This window comes from Flagellimonas sp. (genome assembly GCF_965222555.1).
GTDB lineage: Bacteria > Bacteroidota > Bacteroidia > Flavobacteriales > Flavobacteriaceae > Flagellimonas.
Map to the genome: position 1 here is coordinate 25,209 of NZ_CBDCUG010000002.1, position 23,956 is coordinate 49,164.

The following is a 23,956-nucleotide window of genomic DNA, read 5'->3' on the forward strand; positions in this document are numbered from 1 at the left end:
CCAAGTTTTTTTAAGACCTTTATCGCTTAATTCAAAAACAACTTTGAAGGATTTCTTATCATGATCCGGCAATATTGACTCTCTTACAACTAACACATGAAAAAGCACAATTTTAGCGCAGGCCCTTGTATTTTACCCAAAGAAGTGATGTTGAAAGCATCTGAAGCCGTAATGGAACTTGATGGCATTGGTCTTTCCCTTATAGAAATCTCTCACCGTAGCAAGGAATTTGTGGCCATTATGGAAAAGGCACGTTCTTTGGCCTTGGAGCTTTTAGGGCTGGAAGGAAAAGGATATCAGGCCCTGTTTCTGCAGGGTGGAGCAAGCACCCAATTTTTAATGGCAGCCTATAACCTATTGGAAAAAAAAGCTGGATATGTAAATACGGGAACATGGAGCCTAAAAGCCATAAAAGAAGCTCGTCTATTTGGTGACATTGTTGAAGTGGCCTCCTCGCAAGATCAAAATTTCAATTATATACCCAAAGGGTATAACATTCCAAAAGATCTGGATTATTTACATCTGACTTCCAACAATACCATTTTTGGAACGCAGATAAAGGAATTTCCAAAAACAAATATTCCATTGGTTTGCGATATGAGTTCTGATATTTTTTCCAGACAAATGGATTTTTCCAAGTTTGATTTAATCTATGCCGGGGCTCAAAAAAACATGGGGCCAGCAGGAACCACACTTGTTGTGGTGAAAGAAGATATTTTGGGGAAAGTTTCCCGAAAAATCCCTTCCATGTTGGATTATGCAGTCCATGTGGGTAAAGACAGTATGTTCAACACCCCTCCTGTGTTTGCCGTTTATGTTTCCATGCTGACCATGCAGTGGTTAAAAGATCTTGGAGGAATTGAAGCCATTGAGGAGATCAATGAACGGAAAGCTAACCTTATCTATTCTGAAATTGAACTGAATCCTGTTTTCTCTGGATTTGCCGCAAAGGAGAATCGTTCCATAATGAACGCCACCTTCAATATTACCGATGATACGCTCAAGGAAATTTTTGATGAGAAATGCAAAGAAGCGGGCATTAGCGGAATCAATGGCCATAGATCTGTGGGTGGATATCGAGCTTCCATGTACAACGCGCTTTCTTTGGAAAGTGTTGGAGTATTGGTAGATATTATGAGTGAAATGGAAAAGAAAGGATAATTAGTTCCTAATTTTTAAGTGCTAAATGTTAAATATTGATTGAAGAAAGAAGTTTTGAGTTTTCACTAAGCATAATTAAACTGGTCAAAGAACTTAGAAAGCTTAAGGAATACGTCTTTGCAGACCAATTATTAAAATCAGCAACTAGTATTGGAGCAAATGTTGCAGAAGCTGGTGCTGGACAGTCAAAAAAAGATTTTATAGCCAAAATGGCCATAGCTTCCAAAGAAGCAAGGGAAACCAGATATTGGCTGCGGTTAATAAATAAAAGTGACCTGTTCAGTCTTGACACTTCTGATCATCTCAACGAAATAAACCAAATCATTAAGATTTTAACCAAGATTGTCAAAACAAGTCAAGAATCTATTTAACACTTAGCACTAACAATTTAAAATTTATGAAAGCTATACTAGCCAACGATGGGATTGCACAGTCTGGCATCGACAAACTTGAATCTGAAGGTTTTGAAGTTGTTACCACCAAAGTGGCACAAGAACAATTGGTTAACTTCATTAATGGGAACAACATCAAGGCCTTACTGGTTCGAAGTGCAACTGAAGCTCGGAAATCATTGATAGATGCCTGTCCGGATTTAGAGCTCATAGGTCGCGGAGGTGTTGGCATGGACAATATAGATGTTGATTATGCCAAATCAAAAGGGGTACATGTTATAAATACTCCCGCAGCGTCTTCGGAATCTGTTGCTGAATTGGTTTTTGCACATTTATTTGGTGGGGTTCGCTTCTTGTACGACTCTAACCGCAATATGCCATTAGATGGTGACAGCAAGTTCAAACAGCTAAAAAAGAGCTATGCGGGTGGCACGGAATTACGCGGAAAGACTTTGGGCCTGATAGGATTTGGACGAATTGGTCAAGCCACTGCCAAAATAGCGCTTGGGGTGGGAATGAAGGTTGTATTTAACGATCCGCTGATTACTGAGGCTTCATTGGAGGTGCCTTTTTTTGACGGCCAATCGGTTACATTTGATTTAAAGAGCAGTCCATTTGAAGAAGTGCTAAAAACTTCTGATTTTATCAGTATTCATGTTCCAGCACAGAAAAACTATGTTTTGGGAGCAAAAGAATTTGAAATAATGAAACCCGGAGCTGCGGTTGTCAATGCTTCCCGGGGAGGTGTTCTGGATGAAGTTGCTTTGGTTGATGCTTTAGAGAGTGAGAAAATTGCCTTTGCTGGATTGGATGTTTTCGAATCTGAACCCAATCCCGAAATTAAAATATTGATGCATCCAAAAATTTCGCTATCACCTCATATTGGAGCTGCTACAAAAGAAGCCCAAGACAGAATAGGGTTGGAATTAGCTAATCAAATCATCAAATTATTAAAGTAGTCCTACCGCTTTCTTCTTTTTTGTACATTGTCCTTCTAAACTAAACACTATAAAATGTCAGGATTATTAGATTTATTGAATAGCCCAATGGGCAAACAGTTGATTAGCGGAGTTGCAGGTCAAACTGGTCAGCCTGAAAATAAGACGGCAGATGTATTGAGTATGGCCATGCCACTTTTGATGGGTGCCATGAAGAAAAATGCCTCCAGTTCCAGCGGAGCAGAAGGATTGATGAATGCGCTTTCTTCCAAGCATGATGGAAGTATTCTGGATGACCTGGGAGGTCTTTTTGGAGGTGGCGTAGATCAAGGAGTGATGGATGATGGCGCTGGTATTCTTGGTCATGTTTTTGGCTCCAAACAACCTCAGGTAGAAAATGCATTAAGCAGCAAATCGGGAATTGATGCTGGTGCAATTTCACAAATATTAAAAATAGCAGCACCAATTTTATTAGGCTATTTGGGTAAACAGACAAGACAGCAAAAAGTAAGCAGTCCAGATGCATTGACCGGATTATTAGGTGGACTCATGGGAGGTGGTAGTTCTGCCAACAAACAACAATCTTTGATAGAGACCTTTTTGGATTCTGATGGAGATGGCAGCGTTATAGATGACCTTGCCGGTATGGTATTAAATAGTGGTGGACAGAAAAAGAGCGGTCTTGGCGGGCTTTTAGGAGGTCTTTTCGGAAAATAGAATTACATCTTAACTATATTTAACAATGCCATTTGAATATTCAAATGGCATTTTTTGTATTTTAAGGTTATGAAAAAGAGAATTTTACAAAGTTTTATCGCCTTAACCCTTGTTCTGGGGTTATTTACATCATGTACTGCGCAAAAAGAGGCCATTTCCGTTACAGATGAAGAAAAAGAAGTCTTCAATTCCCAGGATGAGGAAGAAGTAGAAATCAAGGATGAAGAATCTGAGTATGAAATCATTATAATTGAACCTGGATTCTATGTTTGGTTACAGAGTATTGCCAGACCAGAGGGTTATTATTCCCAAAGCTTTTTGGAAAACAGGAATCAAATAATGGTTATTAATTGGAATCAAAGGGTGCTGCAGCCCACAAGATTTGATCCAGGACTATATGAGCTTCAAATCAACTATGACCCAGGAATTGATTATGGGTATGAAGTGAACTATAAGCTTTACAACTATTTTATTTACTTCCAAAGAAAGTACAATCAACGGTTGGGCCCTTTTATTCCTAGAATTTAATTGAAAAAATTCCCCGACATGGCATGTCGGGTACCGTTAAATTGTCATTCCGAACTCGCTTCGGAATCTAATATCAAAATTTCATGAAATTTTTTATTGTGTTATTTTTGCCATCGAATTTTATTGGATGGAAAAATTAAAAAAGCGTTGGGACATTACTAAAAATTGGCAGTTCTTCTTTCCAATTTTTGGTTCGCTTCTTGTTGCGCTCACCGCATACATCATTGCAAGACGCCTCTTACATCTTTTCAACCTTAACAATACCATTTTGGAATGGGTGTTCACATTGGGAATTGGCCTAATGTTATATTTTTTAATGATTCGATTTTTTCTGTGGTGCTTTAAAAAACTGGCCAATAAGTGGCCTGTTGCCCAACGATGGGAAATGATTGCCATTTTTATTGTATTTGCCATTACCGGAAGTATCTCGGGAAAACTGGCAGGACCTGTCACCGAATGGTTGGGCATTCATCAGGAAATGGTAAGCGGCTGGGTTTATTGGCCCATTAGAATCCTATTGATTTTTCCGCTTTATCAAGTGTTGCTGGTATTGTTTGGATGGCTATTTGGACAGTTCAGTTTCTTTTGGAGTTTTGAGAAAAAAATGCTGAAACGGATGGGATTAGGTTTTCTATTACCATAAATTATGTTTTTGTTAACATATTTCTTCCTTTCAAAAAATATACCTTTGCTAGAATATGCCCGGATTTAAGAAGTTTTTTGGGTTTTTCTTGTTTGCTGCCTTGATGCTCATCAAGGTATCGGCACTTCATGTATATACACATGATGATACAGACGTCGATTCAATAGAAAACTGTACTACTTGCGATATCGCTCTTGAAAATCAAAGTTCTGATGTCCAGTTGCAGGCTAACATAGTTGAAGTTCCCGTTCAGGAGATAGCCAAGGGAACATTAACAATTGGAACTGAGCAACAATTAAAGCCTATGCGCTTTAACTTCTTTCTTTTTTCTAGGCCCCCTCCTTCCTCTGTGTCTTAGACAACCCAGATTCTTATGTTTCATTAAGGAAACACACCTATCACTTATTAATTTATTGAATTAAAAATGAAAGCATTGCTTTTTAGCATTCTTTTAATTATTACTCTGTTTGAGGGTAAATCACAAGAATGCAAAGATGTCCTTACTGGACAGGTCACTGATTATCATAGCAAAATTCCATTGAAAAATGCGAGCGTGCTGATAATCGGCAATTTTCCAGAGGTTAAAACCGATAAAGAAGGGAAATTCAAAATTTCAAACTTATGCCCTGGCAAATATCAACTTGAGATTTCCCATCCGGAGTGTACGACTACACTGGTAGATGTTAATGTCCAAGGAGTTACTAGGCTTGATATTAAACTGGAACACCATTTGGAAGAACTGGATGAAGTCAACGTTGTTGGAGATGCCATAAGGGATAAAACCAATTCTGCCCAAGAAGAAAAACTGAAGTTAGAAACGTTGGAACTTCATAGCTCTGGCAATTTGGGTGATGCATTGAAAGAATTGGGAGGTGTTTCATCCCTTAATACCGGGGCCAATATTGTAAAACCTACCATTCATGGATTAAACGGAAGTCGGGTGTTAATCTTGAATGATGGGGTACGTATGCAAGATATGGAATGGGGGGATGAACATGCACCCAATGTCGATATCAATGCCTCAGGTTCCGTTTCTGTGATAAAAGGTGCCTCAGCTTTGCAATATGGAGGAGATGCCATTGGTGGAGTAATTGTTATGGAGCAAGCAAGAATTCCAGTCAAGGATACATTATATGGCAAAACACTGCTAAACGGTGTTTCCAATGGTAGAGGAGGAAATATTACTTCCGAACTTACCAGAACCTTTGAAAATGGCTGGTTCGCTAAAGGCCAAGGGTCGTTCAAGCGCTTGGGAGATCATGAAGCTCCTGATTATGTTCTGTCCAATACTGGAGTACAGGAAATGGGAGCCTCCCTTCAATTTGGAAAACGGAAATTTACTTGGGGCTGGGATGCCAGATACTCCTATTTCAACTCAGAAATCGCCGTTTTAAGAGCTTCCCATATTGGTAATGTGGACGATTTGATTCGAAGTATCAACAGTGGACAACCCGAAATTATTAGGTCATTTACCCACGATCTTCAAAACCCAAGGCAAGAAGTTACCCATCATCTTGGAAAGCTTAATTTTTATAAGCGTTTTGAAGGTCTTGGAAAATGGAGTCTGCAGTATGATTTTCAAAAGAACCGTCGATTCGAATTCGATGTTCGTAGAGGGGAAAGGGACAATACGGCTTCCATAGACCTTGAGCTCACAACGCATACCCTATCCACGGATTTTAAATGGGATGCCAAGGAGAAATATCAGGTACATGTAGGCCTGTTAGGTAGATATCAGAAGAACTTTGCCAACCCTGATACCGGTGTAAGACGGTTAATTCCTGATTATGAAAAGTTTGATTTTGGAGGTTTTGTAATTGGTGAATATCAGATGAATGATCAATTGCTACTGGAAGGTGGTCTACGATATGATTTTAATCGTGTTGATGCCAAAAAATTCTATCAAACTTCGCGCTGGGAAGAACGCGGTTATGACACAGAGTTCCAAAATTTGATTATAGACGATCGCGGTACACAATTACTGGTCAATCCAGTTTTTGATTATCACAATATATCCGGTACGTTTGGAAGTAGATTAGAGTTCAACAATGGTTCTAACCTAAAACTTAATTACTCACTTTCCCAGCGGGCGCCCAATCCTTCAGAGTTGTTTAGTGATGGACTACATCACTCCGCTGCTCGAATTGAGTTGGGTGATTTAAGAGTGGATAGTGAGACATCGCATAAGATCACTGCTTCGTTTCAACAAAACTTTGACCATTGGGGCATTGTGTTTGAACCCTACGCAAACTGGGTTCATAATTTCATATTGCTTGAGCCCTCAGGTGTGGAATTTACTATTCGAGGAGCCTTCCCCGTTTGGGAGTATCGTCAAACCAATGCAAGATTAATAGGGTTGGATGCTTCAACCTATGTGGACTGGTCAAAACACCTAAGAACCAACCACAGATTCTCATTGGTTAAGGGACGAGATGTGGAAAATGATTCCCCATTAATAAATATTCCAGCCGCCAACTTGCGTAACAAAGTGACCTTTACCAAGCCCGAATGGAAAAATTTAGAGATTTCGCTGGAAAGTCAATACGTTTTTCAACAAAATGAAGTTCCAGAAAACATCATGGTCTTTTCACCAGAACAGCAACAAGATGTGCTCTTGGAAATCAATAGCGCTCCTGAGGCTTATCACTTATTGGGTTTGACTTCAAAAATCGAGTTTCCATTTGGAAATGGCACAAAATTGACCACCTCGCTTGTGGTGAACAATCTTTTGGATACAAATTACAGGGACTATCTGAATCGTCAGCGCTTCTTTGCTGATGATTTGGGCAGGAACTTTATTATACAATTAAAATTTAACTATTAAACCTTTATTAAAAATGAAAACAATCAAATTTTTATCATTAGCACTTATCGCCGGACAACTATTTGTCTCATGCTCAAACGATGACGACACCCCTGAGGAAGTAAACGAAGAGGAAACCATCACCACTATGACCGTTGCCTTGGTTCCCACAAGTGGCACAACCGTGACTTTATCCTCCAGAGACCTGGATGGGGATGGTCCAAACGCCCCGGTAATCCAAGTTTCTGGAAGCCTTGCTGAAAATACCACTTATTCAGGTACGGTTGTCTTATTGAATGAAACTGAAACACCCGCTGAAGAGGTAAACGAGGAAATCGAAGGGGAAGCAGCGGAACATCAGTTCTTTTTTGCAGTTGGAGGCAATCTGAACGCAACCACTGCTTATGACGATCAAGAGTCGGATTATGTGTCTGATGAAACAGGAGAGAACTTTACAACCACTAATCCGGTTGGAATAGAATTCACCTTAACGACCACAGATGCCAGTACCGGGACTTTGACGGTTACTTTGCGACATGAGCCCAAAAAGCCTAATAATGGCACCCTTGCAGATGCTGGTGGAGAAACTGATATTACTCAAACTTTTAATCTGACCATTGAATAGACTTGTTTAATTAAACAAGAAAAATTGTCGCTGTACAATTTAAAAAAGTGAAAACACGTAACATACATATTTGGTTGAGCTCCCTGCTAACGGCAATATTGTTGTTTCAAATGGGCTTTGCTGCTTTTCATGTTTTCACATCGCATACGGAATTTCATTCCCAAAATAAGGTTGATAATAGTAATGAGGCGGTTTACGGTGCAGATTATGACTGTGACTTTTGTGCGAAGTTGAACACCAAGCCTGTCGTGCTCTTTTTTGCACCGAAAATCGCATTTATCATTATTACAAATCATGTAGCAATCACTTGGAATGATTTTGTGGTTTTCACACCACTACTCCACTTTAATCCCCAAAGGGGACCACCGCACGTCCTTTAAAATTTCCCATCCCTATTTTTGGCTCTCCCACAATGGAGAGACATAGTACGCTGTACTTCAAAGTCATCATCGATTTTGAAGAGTAACTATATTATCCAAACCTAAATACATTTTCAATGATCATAACAGATAATCTCACCAAGCAATATGGTGATATCGTAGTATTGGACCAATTAAATCTCAATATTAAAGCTGGAGAAATTTATTGTCTACTAGGAGCTAATGGAGCGGGCAAAACAACAACCATTAATTTGCTTTTGGGTTTCCTTAAACCTACAAAGGGCTGTGCGTTCATTAATGGGCTGAATGTGGCTGAAAACTCTAAAAAAACAAAACGGTTTTTGGCCTACATCCCTGAAAACCTAATGCTCTACCCGTCTTTGACAGCAGTGGAAAACCTGGATTATTTTTCCGGTATTGGGGGAAGAAACCTTAAGAAAGTCCAACTCGAGGAATTTTTACATGAAGCCGGTCTTCAAAAAAGTGCTTTTCACCAACGCATCTCCAACTTTTCTAAAGGAATGCGACAAAAAGTGGGGATTGCCATTGCCCTGGCCAAAAACGCAAAATCCTTATTACTTGATGAGCCTACATCAGGATTGGACCCAAAGGCAAGCAATGAATTTGGACAGCTCTTGGAAAAATTGAGAGGTCAAGGTGTCGCCATTCTGATGGCTACCCATGATCTATTTCGTGCAAAAGAAGTGGCTACCCACATTGGGATTATGAAAAATGGGCGCCTAAGACAAGAGTTTGTGGCAAACGACCTTTCACTTTCTGAACTGGAGCGGGCATATTTGGATACCATGGACTATAAAGAACTAGTATCATGATCAAAAAAACATTTGTTAAGGAAATCAAGCAGCTTACAAGGGATGGACGTGTTGCAACAGCCTTTTTTATCGTACTTGGTCTACTCGCAATGGCTATTTGGATCAGCAGCGAAAAATACAGTTCCATTAACCAAGAGTATCGTGACGCAAAATCCGCAGAAAGAGCCATCTGGGACAATCAAGGCGAAAAAAACCCTCACTCTGCGGCACATTATGGCACCTATGCGTTTAAACCCAAATACCCGCTTTCACTTCTTGATCAAGGAATTGACAAATATGCAGGAACATCCATTTTTCTGGAAGCTCATAAACGGAACGAAGCCCAATTTAGTATGGCAGCCGACCAAACCGGTCTAGCAAGATTTGGGGATTTAACTCCCGATTTTATCCTCCTCTTCATTATTCCATTACTGATTGTTTTATTGGGCTACAATTCCTTTACTAAAGAACACGAAATGGGAACTTTGGCTTTGTTGAAAAGCCAAGGTACTTCGGCCCAGAAATTGACTCTTGGAAAATGGTTGGCCCTAATGTCTCCCATTTTTTTGATTACAACCGTCTTGTTTCTAATAGCTGGCACAATACTATCCAACCTTGACGATTTTGGGGCGTTTTCTTGGGGTTCCCTTGGAATGCTTTATCTGGTGTTTCTCAGCTATTATGCAATTTTCATCAATTTGGTGCTTATTACTTCCTCAATAGTAAAAAAATCAGGAATTTCCCTGGTCCTTTCCCTTTCAATATGGATAACTGCCAGCTTATTGGTTCCAAAAATCTCGAGCAATATAGCTGAAACGCAATATCCCTATCCTACCCGCCAAGAATTTGCGGCCAATGTTTTAAAGGACAAACTTGAAGGACTGGATGGACATGACCCTTGGAGTAAACAGTCCAAGCAATTGGAAAAACAGGTTTTGGAAGAATATGAAGTGGATAGCTTGCATCAACTCCCCTTTAATTTTGATGCTTATCGTATGCAAAAGGGAGAGGAACATGAGGCGGAGGTATACTTCAAGCACTACAAGTATTTAAAAAACCAATTTATAGAACAATCGAAGGTGTATCGTGGTCTAGCTGCATTTTCACCCTTTCTTCCCACTCGCTTCCTTAGTATGGCGATTGCCAAAACGGATTACACCACTCATTGGAACTTTGCGGATGCTGCCGAGGACTATCGAATTAAGACACAGGCTTTTTTGAACAACAATTTTGCCCAAAACTCTTCATATGGGGATTGGAGCTATAGGGCGGACGCTGACACATGGAAAAAAATACCCCAGTTCGAATATGAACCTTCCCAATTGGGTGAAATCCTCTCCCATAATGTTTCCAATCTTCTGATAATTTCGGTTTGGTTGCTTGCATCCTTTAGCTTCCTGTTCATTACAACCAAAAAAATATAATCATGTACAAGTATAATTTTATCTATGAGTTGAAAACTCTGCTACGAAACGGCTGGATTCAGCTGCTCAGTTTGCTTTTGTTGGTTCTTTTTGGTTTTGCAGCATTCAACGGTAGCAAGAAAGTTGAAAAAAGAAAACTTGATGTTGCCACCATTAAAAAAGAGGTTGACGAGTCGGATCAAAAAATGTTGATTCTGTTGGATTCCATTGAGCAAGGGTTCAATGTGAATGCATCACCCTGGACCATCCCCTCCAGGCCTACAGCTGTGGGTAACTACCACCCAAGGGTTGCGGCTATGCCTCCATCTGCATTGGCATTCATTGCATCTGGACAAAGTGACCTATTCACGCACTATATAAAACCAACAATGGCCGGAGATGATTTCACCTTGAATTTTACAGAAATCATTAGCCCTGTACAACAACTTTTTGGAAGTTTTGACCTATCCTTCGTGATCATCTATCTCATGCCTCTTATCATCATTGCATTTTCTTATAACGTGCTTTCGGCAGAAAGAGAAAATGGGTCTTTGAAGATTTTGGCATCACAGCCCATTTCCATTCCTATGTGGGTGTTACAAAAAATTGTAATTCGTTTTCTCTGGATTACAACCCTCACTGTAATTTTACTGATTGCCACTTTTGCGGTATTTAGTGATTCCATTGATCTAGGAAGCATGCTATCTTTTATTTTATTGGTGGTAGCGTACATTTCGTTCTGGTTTGCACTGGCGTTCGTCATAAACTTACGGACTGGAAATTCCGCAAAAAATGCAATAACCATTTTGGGGCTTTGGTTGGTTTTTGTGTTACTGGCCCCTTCAATGATGAATCAATTGGGAAACACACTCTATCCCATGCCCTCACGAACATTGATGATCAACCAAATGCGTGTGATCAAAGCCGAGGCTACAAAAAAACAAGATGAAATCTTGGATAATTTTCTGAGAGACCATCCAGAATACGCCATCAATGATCCAAGCCAAAATAGACAATTTTATCATCGTTACATGGCTTCCCAAAACTTGGTGAAAAAGGAACTTGAGCCCGTGGTTTCCCAATTTGAAAAGCAATTGCAAAAACAGCAGGCTTGGATTGCTAAGTTGAAATGGGTATCCCCAGCAATCATAATGCAACAGGCACTTAATCAAATTTCTGGGTCTTCTACCAAAGATTATGAAAACTACAGAAGCCAAGTGATTCAGTTTGCAGAAGAATGGAGGCAACACCTGATTCCTTTTTTGTACAACAATCAACCTTTTACAAGTAAGGATTATAAAAATCTTCCCTTGTTTGAATATAAGCCGTTAATGTCCGGAAATACTGTTATAATGCCCTTGGTCCTACTTTTGATTTCAATTACCCTTGGGATTCTTGGCATAGTTTTCAGTCCAAAAGTAAAATCCGCTAAAACTCTGTTGTTTTGAGAATCTCCATATTACTGATATTTGTTCTTTTAGTGGTTTTTCCTGTCCAATCCCAGGAAAAGGGCACTGATAATTTCCCACCACCTGACAATCCTCAAGAAATAAAGGTTTCCAAAGCACAACAGGATATTCGTGTTGATGGGTTCTTGGATGAACGTGATTGGCAAAATGTGGAACTAATCAAAGATTTCTTCAGAAGGGAACCCAGGCAAGGTGGAAAACTCCTTTATCCTACAGAAGTGAAATTTCTGTATGATGATAAAAACCTTTACATAGGAGCATTTTGCAAGGACTCCGTGGGAATCAAGGGCGTTCGTATACAAGATCTGCGGAGAGATTTCAGTTGGGGAGAAAACGACATTTTTGGCATCGCCTTGGACCCTCAAAATTTAAAGCAATATGCCCAAGGATTTCAGACTACCCCGTATGGCAATCAACGGGATTTTCAGAATTTCAATGGAAACAGTTTTGATACTGGATGGAATACGCTTTGGCGGGTTAGGACCCAACGTACAAAGGAGGGTTTTACTGTGGAAATGGCAATTCCTTTTAAATCATTACGATATAACCTCCCTGAAAATGGGAACACCATAGAATGGGGAATGACTTTGGTCCGTTATGCTCGAAGGGAGGTCGAAGTATCCACCTTTCCTGCTATTCCGCAATCATTTACGCCATACCGAATGACCTATGCAGCCAAGTTAACAGGCATTGAAGTCCCTCCTCCATCGGCCAATATTCGAGTTGAGCCCTACATGCTTTATCAATACGACGAAAGCAAAGAGGGAAAATCGCTCACGAATAAATCCAGTGACCCAAAAGTTGGCATGGACGCCAAATGGGCCATAGACCCCAAAACGGTTTTGGATTTGACCATAAACACTGATTTTGCCCAAGCCGATGTTGACCGTGCCGTGAACAACTTAGAGCGGTTCAATATTTTCTTTCCCGAGCGACGTCAATTCTTTCTAGAAAATTCTGGTATTTGGGCAGGGGGACTACAACAATCCATTCGTCCCTTTTTTAGCAGAAGGATGGGCCTACAAGGGGAGTTCAATGCCACTACAGCGCCTATAGATGTAGGTGCCCGTTTTACACAGCGCACAGAGAAAAATGCAATTGCTGGTCTTTTTGTACGGCAAAGGGAAACTGATAATTCAGCAGGAGCGAATTTCGGGGTCCTTCGATATCTTAAAAACTATGGAAGGGAAAACAACATTGGTGTAATGGTCACACACAGAATGGACGATAGTTATTCTGAGATGAATCTTGAAAGTAATAACAATACCACAATTACCATTGATGGGCAAATAAGGCCTACAAGCGAGTTGGATATACAATATCTAGTATCCAGCTCTATTGACGAATCCACCGGAAAAACCGGGTATGCCGGACGTATTTTTGTAGGAAGTACCACCAACAAGCACTATTATGGATGGGTAACGGAATATACCGATGCCAACTACAACCCCAGAATGGGATTTGTTAGGCAAAACAATGTAATCCGTCATAATCCCGGTGGCTATTTTATATGGAGACCAAAGAACATTGAATGGATAAGAAGATGGGATCCCGGAATGTTCGTCAATTTTAACCATGATGCCATTGACCCCTCCCAATTTCAACAGGCAAGTCTTTATGTTTTTCCAGTGTTTACTTGGTTTAAGGATAATAGTTTTATGGAGGTTTCTTTCACTCCTACTTGGCAAAACATCAATTTTGACTTTGCCCCATTAGGGCTGGAAATAGAGCAAGACAATTATTATTACACTCGATATCTAATTCAGTATAACACGGACCAATCCAAAAAATGGTCCGGGGATATTGGATATAATTTTGGTGACTTTTACAACGGAACGCGAAATACAATAAGCGCAGCTGCGCGTTTTGCTCCAATTCCACACGCCACTCTTACTTTGGACTATGAACACAATATCATTAAAAGTGTGGGGATAAATGACTCCAATTTGACAACAAACCTCTATTCAGCAAATCTTCGGTTTGCATTGAACCCGAGGCTCCAATTATCAACCTTCTATCAGTACAATAGTTTTAACAAACAAGGCAGATGGAACGCTCGTTTTAGTTGGGAATATATGCCACTTTCTTTTGTTTATCTGGTTTTTAACGACACCCAAACCGATATTTTCGACCCAACAAGAAATACCAAACAGTTCATCAGCAAGATTACCCTTTTAAAGCAATTCTAATATAAAAATGAAGCAATTAAAAATTGAATTCCCTCATGATCTAATAGGGATGGCATCAAGCGGTCTATGCTTGACACATTGTCTTGCAACTCCATTCCTATTTGCAGTTCATGCTGAAATACGTATTCATCAAGAACCACATCTCCAATGGTGGAACCTTCTTGATTCGATTTTTTTGGTGATTTCGTTTTTTGCTGTTTGGCGGTCTGGAAGGACCACTTCAAAACCATGGCTCCGATGGAGTCTCTGGATCAGTTGGTCACTTTTGGTATTGGTAATACTTAATGAAAAACTTTCCCTATTCCTGTTGGTTGAAGAAGCAATATATATTCCTTCAATAAGCCTAATCCTTTTTCATTTATACAATAGGAAGTATTGTAAATGCCAAAAAGAAACATGTTGTGCTCGTTGAAAAAAGCATTGATGTTTAGCGCAAAGCTGGAATTCCATAGAGACTAGGCTTCAATGCTTTTTTTTGCGTTCAACACATAGGTGTATAACCACATTATGGTGAAAGATGGAATAATGTCCAAACCTGGCACAAGTTCCTCAACGAAGGTAAATACCCCTGCAGCCTGACCAATTTTTCCTTTGTACATGCGGGTCATGAGCCACCCGGCCAACGGTGCCCAGATGACATCAGAAAACTCACCTATACCTGGAATGGCAAAAGACAACATCCCTATGCCATCAAACAGAAGTCCTAAAAGAAGATACTTGTATTTTGGATTGTTTTCTTTTGCCATTGACGAAAAATAGGAAATACGAACGAGATGAAAAAATCATCTACGACAAATCGGAACTGATCAGCTTCAAGAATTCGTTACGGGTCTCTATTTTTTCAAACTGACCCCTGAAACCCGAAGTGGTTGTTACCGAGTTCTGTTTTTGCACCCCGCGCATCATCATGCACATATGTGAAGCTTCTATGACCACAGCAACTCCCTGGGGCTTTAGCGTTTCATTGATACACTCCAAAATATCATGCGTTAATCGTTCCTGCACCTGTAACCTACGTGCAAAAACATCCACAATACGTGGTATTTTGCTCAATCCTACGATATATCCATTGGGAATGTAGGCAATATGGGCCTTGCCAAAAAAAGGAAGCATATGGTGCTCGCACAGCGAATACACTTCAATGTCCTTGATGATCACCATATCATCATAATCCTCCTTGAACATTGCTCCCTTAAGAATTTCCTCTGCATCTTGTTTATAACCCTGTGTCAAGAACAACATGGCCTTAGCTGCCCGTTCTGGTGTCTTTATCAATCCATCTCGATTGACATCCTCCCCTATTTCATCAATAATCTTGGAAAAACGGTCCTTGACCTCATTAGTGATGTTGATATTATACTCCTCTAAATTTTTATATGGTGCCATAAATTATTTTACGGTATTTAGCTTTTGCGAAAAATGTTTGTTCAGTTTTTTAATTTTTGGATCTATAATGAACTGACAGTATGGTTGCGACTTATGATCATTATAATAATTGTGATGCTCTTCTTCTGCTAGATAAAAAGGTTCTGCCTCAGACACAGCGGTGACAATGGGCGAAGGAAAAATCTTTTCCTTTTCCAACAATGCGATAAACTGTTCTGCCAGTTCTTTTTGCACGGTAGATGTATAGAAAATTTCGCTCCGGTACTGTGTGCCCACATCATTTCCCTGTCGGTTTAATGTTGTAGGGTCGTGTGTGGCAAAAAATACTTCGAGCAGTTCGTTATATGAGATTTTTTCGTAATCAAATGTAATTTGAATGGCCTCAGCATGTCCAGTACGTCCTGTGCATATTTCACGATAGGCCGGATTTTTGATGGTGCCCCCGGTATATCCAGATTTCACCTCAAGAACTCCATTAAGGCGTTGAAAAACAGCCTCAGTGCACCAAAAACAGCCACCAGCAAAAATGGCGGTTTCCAAGTTTGTATTGTTTTGATTATCCATTTGTAAATGTAAAGTAAACCAAAGATGTTGATTGTACAACCATTGGTTTTAATTATATCCAATTAAAAGTCGTAATACAAGAAGAAAACTTTATTTATAATCTCGATTTTTGCATGCTGAACAGTAATCCTTACTTTCACACCGTAAAGCAACTTTAATGATCAAAGCTGTCAACATTCAAAAAAGTTACGGACAACTCCAGGTACTCAAAGGTGTTGATCTAGAAATAAAAAAGAGGGAAGTAGTTTCCATTGTCGGAGCTTCTGGGGCAGGTAAAACTACCTTATTGCAGATTTTGGGCACTTTGGATGCTCCTTCCAACCCCAATGACTGTTCTTTATTGGTGAACGATATCAATGTAATGCAACTCAAGGATAAAGCTCTTGCCCGTTTTAGAAATGAACATATTGGATTCATCTTTCAGTTTCACCAGTTATTACCTGAATTTACGGCTCTGGAAAATGTCTGTATTCCAGCTTTTATCAAAAAGACATCAAAGGTCGAGGCAGAGAAAAGGGCTAAAGAATTATTGGGTTTTTTAGGATTGAAGAATCGTTATGATCATAAACCGAATGCACTATCTGGAGGTGAGCAGCAACGAGTAGCCGTAGCACGTTCCTTAATCAACAATCCATCTGTGATTTTAGCCGACGAACCCAGTGGAAATTTGGATTCGGAGAGTGCCGACAACCTACACCAGTTGTTTTTTAAACTTCGTGATGAGTTTGGGCAAACTTTTGTTTTGGTGACCCACAACATGGAACTGGCCAATATGGCCGACCGTAAACTGACCATGGTGGATGGACAAATAGTTTCTTAATTCCTTGATGTGAATCAGTCCGAACTAAAAGATTTTCTGGATGAAAAGGTGGCGCAGTATAATCACCCAAAGTTTTTAGAGGATGACCCAATACAAGTTCCGCATCGCTTTTCAAGAAAAGAGGGTATAGAAATCAGTGGCTTTTTAACGGCCACAATTGCTTGGGGGAACCGCAAGAGTATTATCAACAATTCCATTCGGTTAATGGAACTCTTGGATAATTCCCCTTATGATTTTGTATTGAATCATACAGAAAATGACTTAGAAAAATTAAGCCCCTTTGTACACAGAACCTTCAAAGGCATTGATCTGCACTATTTTATTCAAAGCTTAAAAAATATATACCTAAATCACGATGGGTTGGAATCTGTATTTACAAAACATCAAGAAAAAGATTCCCTCCAATCGTCCATATCTAAATTCAAGGAAGTCTTTTTTGAACTTCCGCATTTGCCAAGAACTCAAAAACATGTCTCTGACCCTTTAAAAGGTTCGGCAGCTAAACGCATCAATATGTTTTTGCGTTGGATGGTGAGGGACAATAGCACCGGTGTTGATTTTGGCCTGTGGAAAAGTTTAAACCCAAGCCAGCTTTCCTGTCCTTTAGATGTGCATTCTGGAAATGTGGCTAGAAAACTCAAATTGCTGAAACGTAAGCAGAATGATGCCAAAGCTCTTTCAGAATTAGATAAAAATCTGAGGAAGTTGGATGCAAACGATCCTGTAAAGTATGATTTTGCCTTGTTTGGATTGGGTGTTTTTGAGAAGTTTTGAGCCATTTTCCATATCCTTTTTTTATAAAAAATAGGTCTACATTGACCTTGCTTTGGTCTATTTTCATGTCTTCACAAAATAATTCCTTAAATTATTGGATGATTTATTGACGCAGTAATTCTGCCAACATAAATCACTCCCCCAGCTCTAGGAAATTGTTTGAATTAAGTCCTCTGCTGAAGTTTTTTAGACTTCAAATAATAAATTACCAACTAAACCACCGTTGACATGAAAAAAACATATCTAATTCTCCTTACTGGGCTTCTGATGTTGGGGAATTTCACAGTAATCGCTCAAGATTTCACAAAAAAAGCATCAGAAACCAATGTTATCTATGGAATGCACAGCGGACTGGCTTTGCTCATGGACGTATACCGTCCTTCAAACCCAAATGGATATGGAATTATTGTAATTCCCGGAAGTGGTTTTCATCAGCTTATGAGTTACGATGCCGAACCTCTAAATAAAAATTCTTGGTACCTGGAAAATATTATCGGAACCAACAATTTGCTCAAAAATGGGTATGTGTTGTTTGTTATCAACCATAGGTCATCTCCTCTATTTCGTTATCCAGCCCATGTGGAAGACGCGCAAAGAGCAGTGCAATTCATAAGGCATAATGCCGAAAAGTATCAGATTGAAAAAGAGCGGTTGGGCGCAATTGGGCATTCCTCAGGTGCTCATCTTGTAAGCATGCTTGGAACCTTGAATGATATTCAAAATACGGATTCAGAAAATCCGATAGAACGCGAGAGCAGTAAAGTTGAAGCAGTTGTAGGCTTAGCAGGCGTATATAACCTAACTAAATTTGCTACAAGCGGGTTTGGTGACATTGGAGCGGTTGCCTCCTATATCGGTACGCATTTACCAACTTGGAGAGGTAAAAATGCTCCCAAGCAATATGAATTTGATTTGTATGCCAATGCCTCACCAACAGAGCATGTGACAAATGATGACGCTGCATTCTTTTTGATTCATGGGACAAATGAAAAAGTTACACATCCAGATGAATCTTCAGAATTTCACCAGCTCTTATTGAAAAATGGAGTGAATTCCAATCTGTTAATCATTGAAAATGCTGGACACGGACTAAGAGTTGACGGTAAAGTTGCAACCGAGCAATACTATAATCCAATAATCGATTTTTTTGATAGGGAAATCGCAAAAAGATAAGTTCCGAAACCGATATCTGATTTTGATTAAATTATCTTGTAAATTTATCATACCTATCCCCTCTGTTGAACAAAAATCATACCCCCAAATAATCCCAATCAGTAAAATTTGTTTTTCAATTCCCCATAAAATCCAAACTATTCAACAACATATATAAGTGTTATGGCACAACGAAAAAAACTTAGCATAGGAAATTTGGTATTTGACTGTCATTTTTCTGGAGAGGAAACCAATGAGCCCATTATTTTACTTCATGGTTTTCCAGAGACATCCATTATGTGGACAGGTTTAATGGATCATCTTGCCACCATGGGATTTTATTGTATCGCTCCCGATATGCGCGGGTACAGCCAAGGTGCATGTCCCAGAGGTGTAAAAAACTACGCCATGGAAAAGCTTAGTGCAGATATATTGAATATCGCGGACAGTTTAGGGTTAAATAAATTTCATTTGATAGGCCATGACTGGGGAGCTATTATTGGTTGGAACATTGTTTATAATAATCCAGAAAAAATCATTAGCTGGGTAGCACTATCCGTTCCACATACCAAGGCCTTTATAAAAGCGTATAAAACGGATCCCGTTCAGAAAAAGAAAAGTAAGTATGTCAAGCTCTTTCTACTCCCTTTTATTCCAGAATATAAAATCAGGAAGAACGACTTTAAGGGTTTTAGATGGTTATGGAAAAATAGTTCTTCGGAGGAAGTGGAAAACTATCTATCCGTTTTTCGAAGAAAATCTTCTTTGACGGCGACACTCAACTACTACCGGGCTAATCTAGGACGAAAAAAAATGCAACCCATTGGGCACATTGAAACCCCTACCCTGTTCATCTGGGGCAAAAAAGACTTGGCTGTGGGTGAAATGGCTGCCAAAGGAAATGCAAAATATATGAAAGGAGATTATACCTTCTTGGAGTTGGAAGGTGGGCATTGGCTGATTCAGACCAATTATGACGAACTGCAACAAGCCATAGAGAAACATATAACTAAATACAGCAATACTTGACGGTTATAATTCAAAAATGACAATAGAAGTATTTTTTTACGGCCTGTTTATGGATCAAACCATTTTATCAAAAAATGGAATTGTCCCTTCGAATCCTAGAAAAGGACATCTTAACAATTATGCTCTGAAAATTGGAAATCGAGCCTCCCTGATTCCTTCCAAGGGAGAACAATCTTATGGCATTGTGCTGAGCTGTGATGCTGATACAATTCGGAAACTTTATTCTGAAGCCAGTGTGGCCGATTATATTCCTGAGCAAGTAGAAGTGATTACTGAGCCCAATGGTACAGTTCAGGCAACAGGCTACAATCTACCTTCAGAACTATTAACTGGAACCAATACTGCATATGCAGAATCTCTCTACATATTGGCCAAGCAAAAAGGGTTTCCAGAGAATTATCTTGAAAAGATTAAAAAAATGGGGTGATCCAATATTTCTTGCCAGTATCACCCTTTAAGTTTTGTGCGATATTCTGATGGGGTAAGTCCTGTATAATTCTTGAATGCCGAATTAAAGGTGGATCTAGTGTTAAACCCAACCTGATAGAAAATGTCCTTTATAGTTTTTTCTTGATTCTCCGGGTTTTCTATTAATTCAAGAGAAGCTTTTATGCGTAAACCATTGATGATGTTTAAGAAAGTATCCCCATGATGATGATTGAGATAACGGGACACATGATATGAAGACACACGCAAGCCTTTTGCAACTTTCTGCTGACTGATCAAGGGGTCTGTAAAGACCTGCGGGTTGGTGATATAATCTAAAAACTCTTTTTGAAGCTTTTCTAAAATATCCCTTGGCAAGTCCGATTGATCTCTTAAACTAAACTTTGATTTCTTTGATGCCAAGGAATAAACTAGATAGAGCAAAGAAAATCCCAAAATAAGTTGGGACACTACATATAAGACCCAAGCCATAGTTTCCGAGATAAGGTTAAACTGAGACCATAGAACCATTTCCATAGTATGGACTACGTAACTGAGCAGCCACAACCCTAATATCGTTTTGATCACAGACCAACCAAACCTGGGGAAAATTTTATTTTCAAACTTGCCCAATATGTAAATTACGTAAACCATAAAATGGGTAAAAGCAAAAATCGTCATTAGCTGTTCATCAACAAGCTTTGGCAAGAGCAATAAAAGACAGCAAAGGGAAGGAATAGCATGTATCCACATTTTCCTGCGGAAATGCCCATATTTTAAACTCAATAAAAAAACAGGACCTAAAAGAAAGTTAAAGAATATATATAAGGGCTGCAGGGAAGCTATGAACCCTGAGTGTCCGGACAACCAGCCCGTAAACTTTAAAACACTCCAGAGCAAACCCCATAAGTTGATCATAAGAATGATCAAAATGGAGGGTACCCAAACCCTTGTTGTTATTTTCTCCTTCTGATTCACCAGAATGCCAAGGACAAGTCCGGACAGGCAGAGAACCAAGAAATTTAATAGGCTTTTAATCCAAAGTAACTCAATCATGCTCAAATGTCCTTAAATGATAAAAAAGTATGGTTCGAATTAAATAATTCCTATCAATATTCACAACAATTCCGATAATATTGATGCATGAGAAAAATCTTGTTTGCAGCAATTTCACTGTCCTTTATTATTGGAAGTGCACAAAAAATTGAATTTGTTAAAAAACTGCCCTTTCCAGATAGCATTGTCAGCAGTGAGTTGACAATGAGCCTTCATAACAACCATCTTGTGGCATCAATTCTTTCCGTAAACCCAAATGCAGCCAAGCCAACTTATCGAACCATTATAATGGAATCAGATAATCTTGGAAATAGTTGGAGCATTAGGAATGAGATACTCGCAGAAGAGGCTGCCGACCCTTGGGTTACAATGCTGGATGACGACCAATTTATTTTCACTGATATCAGTGAAGGTAACCGTTTTCATTTAAAAAGCTTCGCAAACATTAATGGAAAGTGGCAGCCACCCATTTCACATGGATTGGGACATGATTACGCAACTTCCTTGTCGGACTCTGGAAGTCATTATATTTTTTCTACCCAGAAAGTAGGTCCCAATATGGTTCTTTACGTGCACAAAACTGAGAACGGAGCTTCAATAAGCCAGTCCATTGAAGTGTTTAACGGAGCGGATATAAGTTTTAAAAAACCTGTCCTTGTAAATGACCAGATTGCCATTCCCGTGGTGTTGAGGGGAAGTTGGGATGGGAAATCCAGCACGTATTTCAATCAGATGACCAGTTGGCTTTTAATGCTCGATAAACAAAGCCTGAGCGCATCAACTCCATCATTGATAACAAACCTTTCAGGTGCAAAGCACCATATCCTGGTAAAAGGAAATGATAAACTCTTTTATTTCTATACCGATGTGGAAAGAAAAGAACTGAAAGTAGTTGCAAGTTCAGACCTTGGGAAAAGCTGGGGCTACTCCAAGTTAGTTGCCAAAAGTGCACATTTACTAAATCTTGATGCTGCTACATGGCTTAAAGACCAAGTCGTGGTTGTTTTTACAGATGAAGAATCCGAAGGGAGTTTTCAAAAATATGTATGGAGTATGAATCAAGAAATGGAAACTTTAAATCGTATTAGATTAGGGGCTTTGAGTAGGCCGGACCAACGCAACGGATGGGTAATCAGGGCTTGGCCCCAGGGTGGTGATTATTGTGGCATGGTTCCTAGTGAATCTGGCGAATTATATATAATGTGGTCCGCCGCGCCAGATGGTATTTTCAACCCATATTTTGCAAAAATCTCCTTGAAATGAAAAACCTTACTCTGTTACTTTATCTAATAAGCTATTGCACACTTGCTCAAAACCTGAATACCCTCAAGATTCGTACAGAGGACCATCTCACGGCACTTCAACCTTCACTTTTTAACATCAGTGAAACCGTTTGGAATTATTCCGAACCTTCTTTTATGGAATATCGGACATCAAAGCTGTTTAAAACTGTATTGCTAAAGGAAGGATTTACCATTGAGGAAAATATTGGGGGTTATTCCACAATGTTTATTGCCTCGTTTGGAAACAAAGGTCCAGCAATTGGGATTCTTGCCGAAGCGGATGCAGATAATCCATTGAATCCCATAAAACAGTTGGATTTGCCAAATTCCGATTTCGGACATGGAGCAGGACATCATTTACTTGGCACCGGGAGTCTTGGAGCAGCTTTAGTACTCAAGAAATTGGTGGAAAATGGAAAAATTGATGCACAAATAAAGTTTTTTTTCAGTTCGGGAGAAGGTAACCTGGGTGGTCGGGTTCCCATGGTGAAAAAAGGATGTTTTGATGATGTGGATCTTGCATTCTTTTGGCATCCAGCTCCGGTCACATCTGCAAGTCTCTCCAAATGGGATGCTCTTATTGATTTAGAATTAACCTATGCGGGTGCGAATGCATTGAAAAATGCTATGACCATTATTGATTACGTTGAACAACTCAAGAAAGAGCATGGTTCCAACGCAATTCTAAGAGCCAAGATTCAAAACACTGTATACAATTTGGCTATTCCGGATGATAGTATAAAACTCCAACTGAGAATTGAACATCCTAAGCAGGCAAAAGCCATTTCCATATATAATGGTATAATAGAACATCTTGAAAATCAGAAAAGACACGGCCATGTGGAATGGAAGGTTTTTAGGGCATTACATGAGTTTATTCCCTCATTGATTGGGAACGAATTGGCGTATCACTATATTTCAGGTTTAGAAAAAAGGAAAGTCACGCCAAAAGATGAAGAGCTTGCAAATCTTATTTATCAACTTGCCTCAAAAGAAAAAGGCTCGTTTTTAACAGATCCTTTGCCCTTTAAAAAAGAAAGGTCCGACGGGCCATATGGTTATGCAAGTGATATTGCTGACGTTAGCTGGAAGGTGCCGCTGATTTCGTTTGTTATTAGTTGTTTGCCATCAGGTCTTTCAATGCGAAATTGGGAGGCAGCAGCTTTTGGGAATAGTGAATATGCGCAGGAAGCCATTATTCATGCCATAAAAACAATCACATTTACCACTCTTGACTACCTATCCAACTCTACTGTTAGGAAAAATATCAAGTTGGAATTTGATTCTCGAAAAAATGGAAGACGATATTTTGAAGAAATTGAGATTCATGATATCCCTGCCTCAAGGAATAAAAGAAGTTTTTAAGGTCCATTTAGAATTCTTATACCGTTCAGATATCCGCTATA

26 protein-coding genes are annotated in these 23,956 nt (G+C 39.4%); 22 read left to right on the forward strand and 4 right to left on the reverse strand.

Annotated elements, in window-relative coordinates:
* Positions 1–96: 96 nt before the first annotated feature.
* The 15 genes from serC (at position 97) to ACOQO1_RS02690 (ending at position 14,472) form a co-directional block, all read left to right on the forward strand.
* On the forward strand, positions 97–1,161 hold the full coding sequence (gene serC, locus ACOQO1_RS02620) for a 3-phosphoserine/phosphohydroxythreonine transaminase (RefSeq protein WP_420601306.1): 1,065 nt from the start codon (positions 97–99) through the stop codon (positions 1,159–1,161).
* Positions 1,162–1,196: 35 nt separating this feature from the next.
* Positions 1,197–1,532, forward strand: coding sequence for a four helix bundle protein (locus ACOQO1_RS02625; protein ID WP_420601307.1), 336 nt, complete (start codon positions 1,197–1,199; stop codon positions 1,530–1,532).
* Positions 1,533–1,558: 26 nt separating this feature from the next.
* Positions 1,559–2,512 (forward strand): D-2-hydroxyacid dehydrogenase, encoded by a 954-nt coding sequence (locus ACOQO1_RS02630; RefSeq protein WP_420601308.1) that lies wholly within the window; start codon positions 1,559–1,561, stop codon positions 2,510–2,512.
* Between the two features lie 54 nt (positions 2,513–2,566).
* Positions 2,567–3,208, forward strand: a complete 642-nt coding sequence (locus tag ACOQO1_RS02635; protein WP_420601309.1) for a DUF937 domain-containing protein — start codon at positions 2,567–2,569, stop codon at positions 3,206–3,208.
* A gap of 69 nt (positions 3,209–3,277) precedes the next feature.
* Entirely contained in the window at positions 3,278–3,736 is a 459-nt protein-coding gene (locus ACOQO1_RS02640) for a DUF6146 family protein (protein WP_420601310.1), read from the forward strand.
* A 127-nt stretch (positions 3,737–3,863) separates the two neighbouring features.
* Positions 3,864–4,379 carry a DUF6787 family protein gene (locus tag ACOQO1_RS02645; protein ID WP_420601311.1) on the forward strand — a complete coding sequence of 172 codons (516 nt, stop codon included), beginning with the start codon at positions 3,864–3,866 and terminating at the stop codon, positions 4,377–4,379.
* A gap of 55 nt (positions 4,380–4,434) precedes the next feature.
* Positions 4,435–4,737 carry a hypothetical protein gene (locus tag ACOQO1_RS02650; RefSeq protein ID WP_420601312.1) on the forward strand — a complete coding sequence of 101 codons (303 nt, stop codon included), beginning with the start codon at positions 4,435–4,437 and terminating at the stop codon, positions 4,735–4,737.
* A 66-nt stretch (positions 4,738–4,803) separates the two neighbouring features.
* Positions 4,804–7,203: a TonB-dependent receptor gene (locus ACOQO1_RS02655; protein WP_420601313.1), complete on the forward strand. Its 2,400-nt coding sequence runs from the start codon at positions 4,804–4,806 to the stop codon at positions 7,201–7,203.
* 13 nt (positions 7,204–7,216) lie between these two features.
* Positions 7,217–7,807, forward strand: a complete 591-nt coding sequence (locus ACOQO1_RS02660) for a type 1 periplasmic binding fold superfamily protein (protein WP_420601314.1) — start codon at positions 7,217–7,219, stop codon at positions 7,805–7,807.
* A 47-nt stretch (positions 7,808–7,854) separates the two neighbouring features.
* A complete protein-coding gene (locus tag ACOQO1_RS02665) occupies positions 7,855–8,187 on the forward strand; it encodes a hypothetical protein (protein ID WP_420601315.1) in 333 nt (110 codons plus the stop codon).
* Positions 8,188–8,303: 116 nt separating this feature from the next.
* A complete protein-coding gene (locus ACOQO1_RS02670; protein ID WP_420601316.1) occupies positions 8,304–9,020 on the forward strand; it encodes an ABC transporter ATP-binding protein in 717 nt (238 codons plus the stop codon).
* On the forward strand, positions 9,017–10,423 hold the full coding sequence (locus tag ACOQO1_RS02675) for an ABC transporter permease (protein ID WP_420601317.1): 1,407 nt from the start codon (positions 9,017–9,019) through the stop codon (positions 10,421–10,423). Before ACOQO1_RS02670 ends, ACOQO1_RS02675 begins: the two co-directional genes overlap by 4 nt.
* Positions 10,424–10,425: 2 nt before the next feature.
* Complete coding sequence (locus ACOQO1_RS02680) at positions 10,426–11,850, forward strand: DUF3526 domain-containing protein (RefSeq protein ID WP_420601318.1); 1,425 nt, start codon at positions 10,426–10,428, stop codon at positions 11,848–11,850.
* Positions 11,847–14,060 carry a DUF5916 domain-containing protein gene (locus ACOQO1_RS02685; RefSeq protein WP_420601319.1) on the forward strand — a complete coding sequence of 738 codons (2,214 nt, stop codon included), beginning with the start codon at positions 11,847–11,849 and terminating at the stop codon, positions 14,058–14,060. The genes ACOQO1_RS02680 and ACOQO1_RS02685 overlap by 4 nt, the downstream gene beginning before the upstream one ends.
* 49 nt (positions 14,061–14,109) lie before the next feature.
* Entirely contained in the window at positions 14,110–14,472 is a 363-nt protein-coding gene (locus ACOQO1_RS02690; RefSeq protein ID WP_420601475.1) for a MerC domain-containing protein, read from the forward strand.
* Between the two features lie 43 nt (positions 14,473–14,515).
* Here ACOQO1_RS02690 and ACOQO1_RS02695 read toward each other — a convergent pair whose 3' ends face one another.
* Genes ACOQO1_RS02695 through msrA form a run of 3 tightly spaced genes read right to left on the reverse strand, consistent with a single transcriptional unit; the run spans position 14,516 to position 16,010 of the window.
* Positions 14,516–14,806 carry a hypothetical protein gene (locus ACOQO1_RS02695; RefSeq protein WP_420601320.1) on the reverse strand — a complete coding sequence of 97 codons (291 nt, stop codon included), beginning with the start codon at positions 14,804–14,806 and terminating at the stop codon, positions 14,516–14,518.
* A gap of 40 nt (positions 14,807–14,846) precedes the next feature.
* A complete protein-coding gene (gene folE, locus ACOQO1_RS02700) occupies positions 14,847–15,446 on the reverse strand; it encodes a GTP cyclohydrolase I FolE (RefSeq protein ID WP_420601321.1) in 600 nt (199 codons plus the stop codon).
* Between the two features lie 3 nt (positions 15,447–15,449).
* On the reverse strand, positions 15,450–16,010 hold the full coding sequence (msrA, locus tag ACOQO1_RS02705; protein WP_420601322.1) for a peptide-methionine (S)-S-oxide reductase MsrA: 561 nt from the start codon (positions 16,008–16,010) through the stop codon (positions 15,450–15,452).
* Positions 16,011–16,167: 157 nt separating this feature from the next.
* On the opposite strand from msrA, the gene ACOQO1_RS02710 reads away from it, so the two are divergent.
* The 5 genes from ACOQO1_RS02710 (at position 16,168) to ACOQO1_RS02730 (ending at position 20,212) form a co-directional block, all read left to right on the forward strand.
* Positions 16,168–16,830 carry an ABC transporter ATP-binding protein gene (locus ACOQO1_RS02710; protein ID WP_420601323.1) on the forward strand — a complete coding sequence of 221 codons (663 nt, stop codon included), beginning with the start codon at positions 16,168–16,170 and terminating at the stop codon, positions 16,828–16,830.
* Between the two features lie 9 nt (positions 16,831–16,839).
* Complete coding sequence (locus ACOQO1_RS02715) at positions 16,840–17,604, forward strand: TIGR02757 family protein (protein ID WP_420601324.1); 765 nt, start codon at positions 16,840–16,842, stop codon at positions 17,602–17,604.
* A 228-nt stretch (positions 17,605–17,832) separates the two neighbouring features.
* Positions 17,833–18,777: a prolyl oligopeptidase family serine peptidase gene (locus ACOQO1_RS02720; RefSeq protein ID WP_420601325.1), complete on the forward strand. Its 945-nt coding sequence runs from the start codon at positions 17,833–17,835 to the stop codon at positions 18,775–18,777.
* A gap of 162 nt (positions 18,778–18,939) precedes the next feature.
* Positions 18,940–19,785, forward strand: coding sequence for an alpha/beta fold hydrolase (locus ACOQO1_RS02725; protein WP_420601326.1), 846 nt, complete (start codon positions 18,940–18,942; stop codon positions 19,783–19,785).
* Between the two features lie 16 nt (positions 19,786–19,801).
* Entirely contained in the window at positions 19,802–20,212 is a 411-nt protein-coding gene (locus tag ACOQO1_RS02730) for a hypothetical protein (protein ID WP_420601327.1), read from the forward strand.
* A gap of 20 nt (positions 20,213–20,232) precedes the next feature.
* On the opposite strand, the gene ACOQO1_RS02735 is transcribed toward ACOQO1_RS02730, so the two are convergent.
* The gene (locus tag ACOQO1_RS02735) at positions 20,233–20,742 is read right to left on the reverse strand and encodes a helix-turn-helix domain-containing protein (RefSeq protein ID WP_420601328.1); all 510 of its coding nucleotides are present in this window, start codon (positions 20,740–20,742) and stop codon (positions 20,233–20,235) included.
* A gap of 612 nt (positions 20,743–21,354) precedes the next feature.
* Between ACOQO1_RS02735 and ACOQO1_RS02740 the strand changes: the two genes are divergently transcribed.
* Positions 21,355–22,530, forward strand: coding sequence for a hypothetical protein (locus ACOQO1_RS02740; RefSeq protein ID WP_420601329.1), 1,176 nt, complete (start codon positions 21,355–21,357; stop codon positions 22,528–22,530).
* Positions 22,527–23,915, forward strand: coding sequence for a hypothetical protein (locus ACOQO1_RS02745; protein WP_420601330.1), 1,389 nt, complete (start codon positions 22,527–22,529; stop codon positions 23,913–23,915). The genes ACOQO1_RS02740 and ACOQO1_RS02745 overlap by 4 nt, the downstream gene beginning before the upstream one ends.
* Positions 23,916–23,956: the final 41 nt, after the last annotated feature.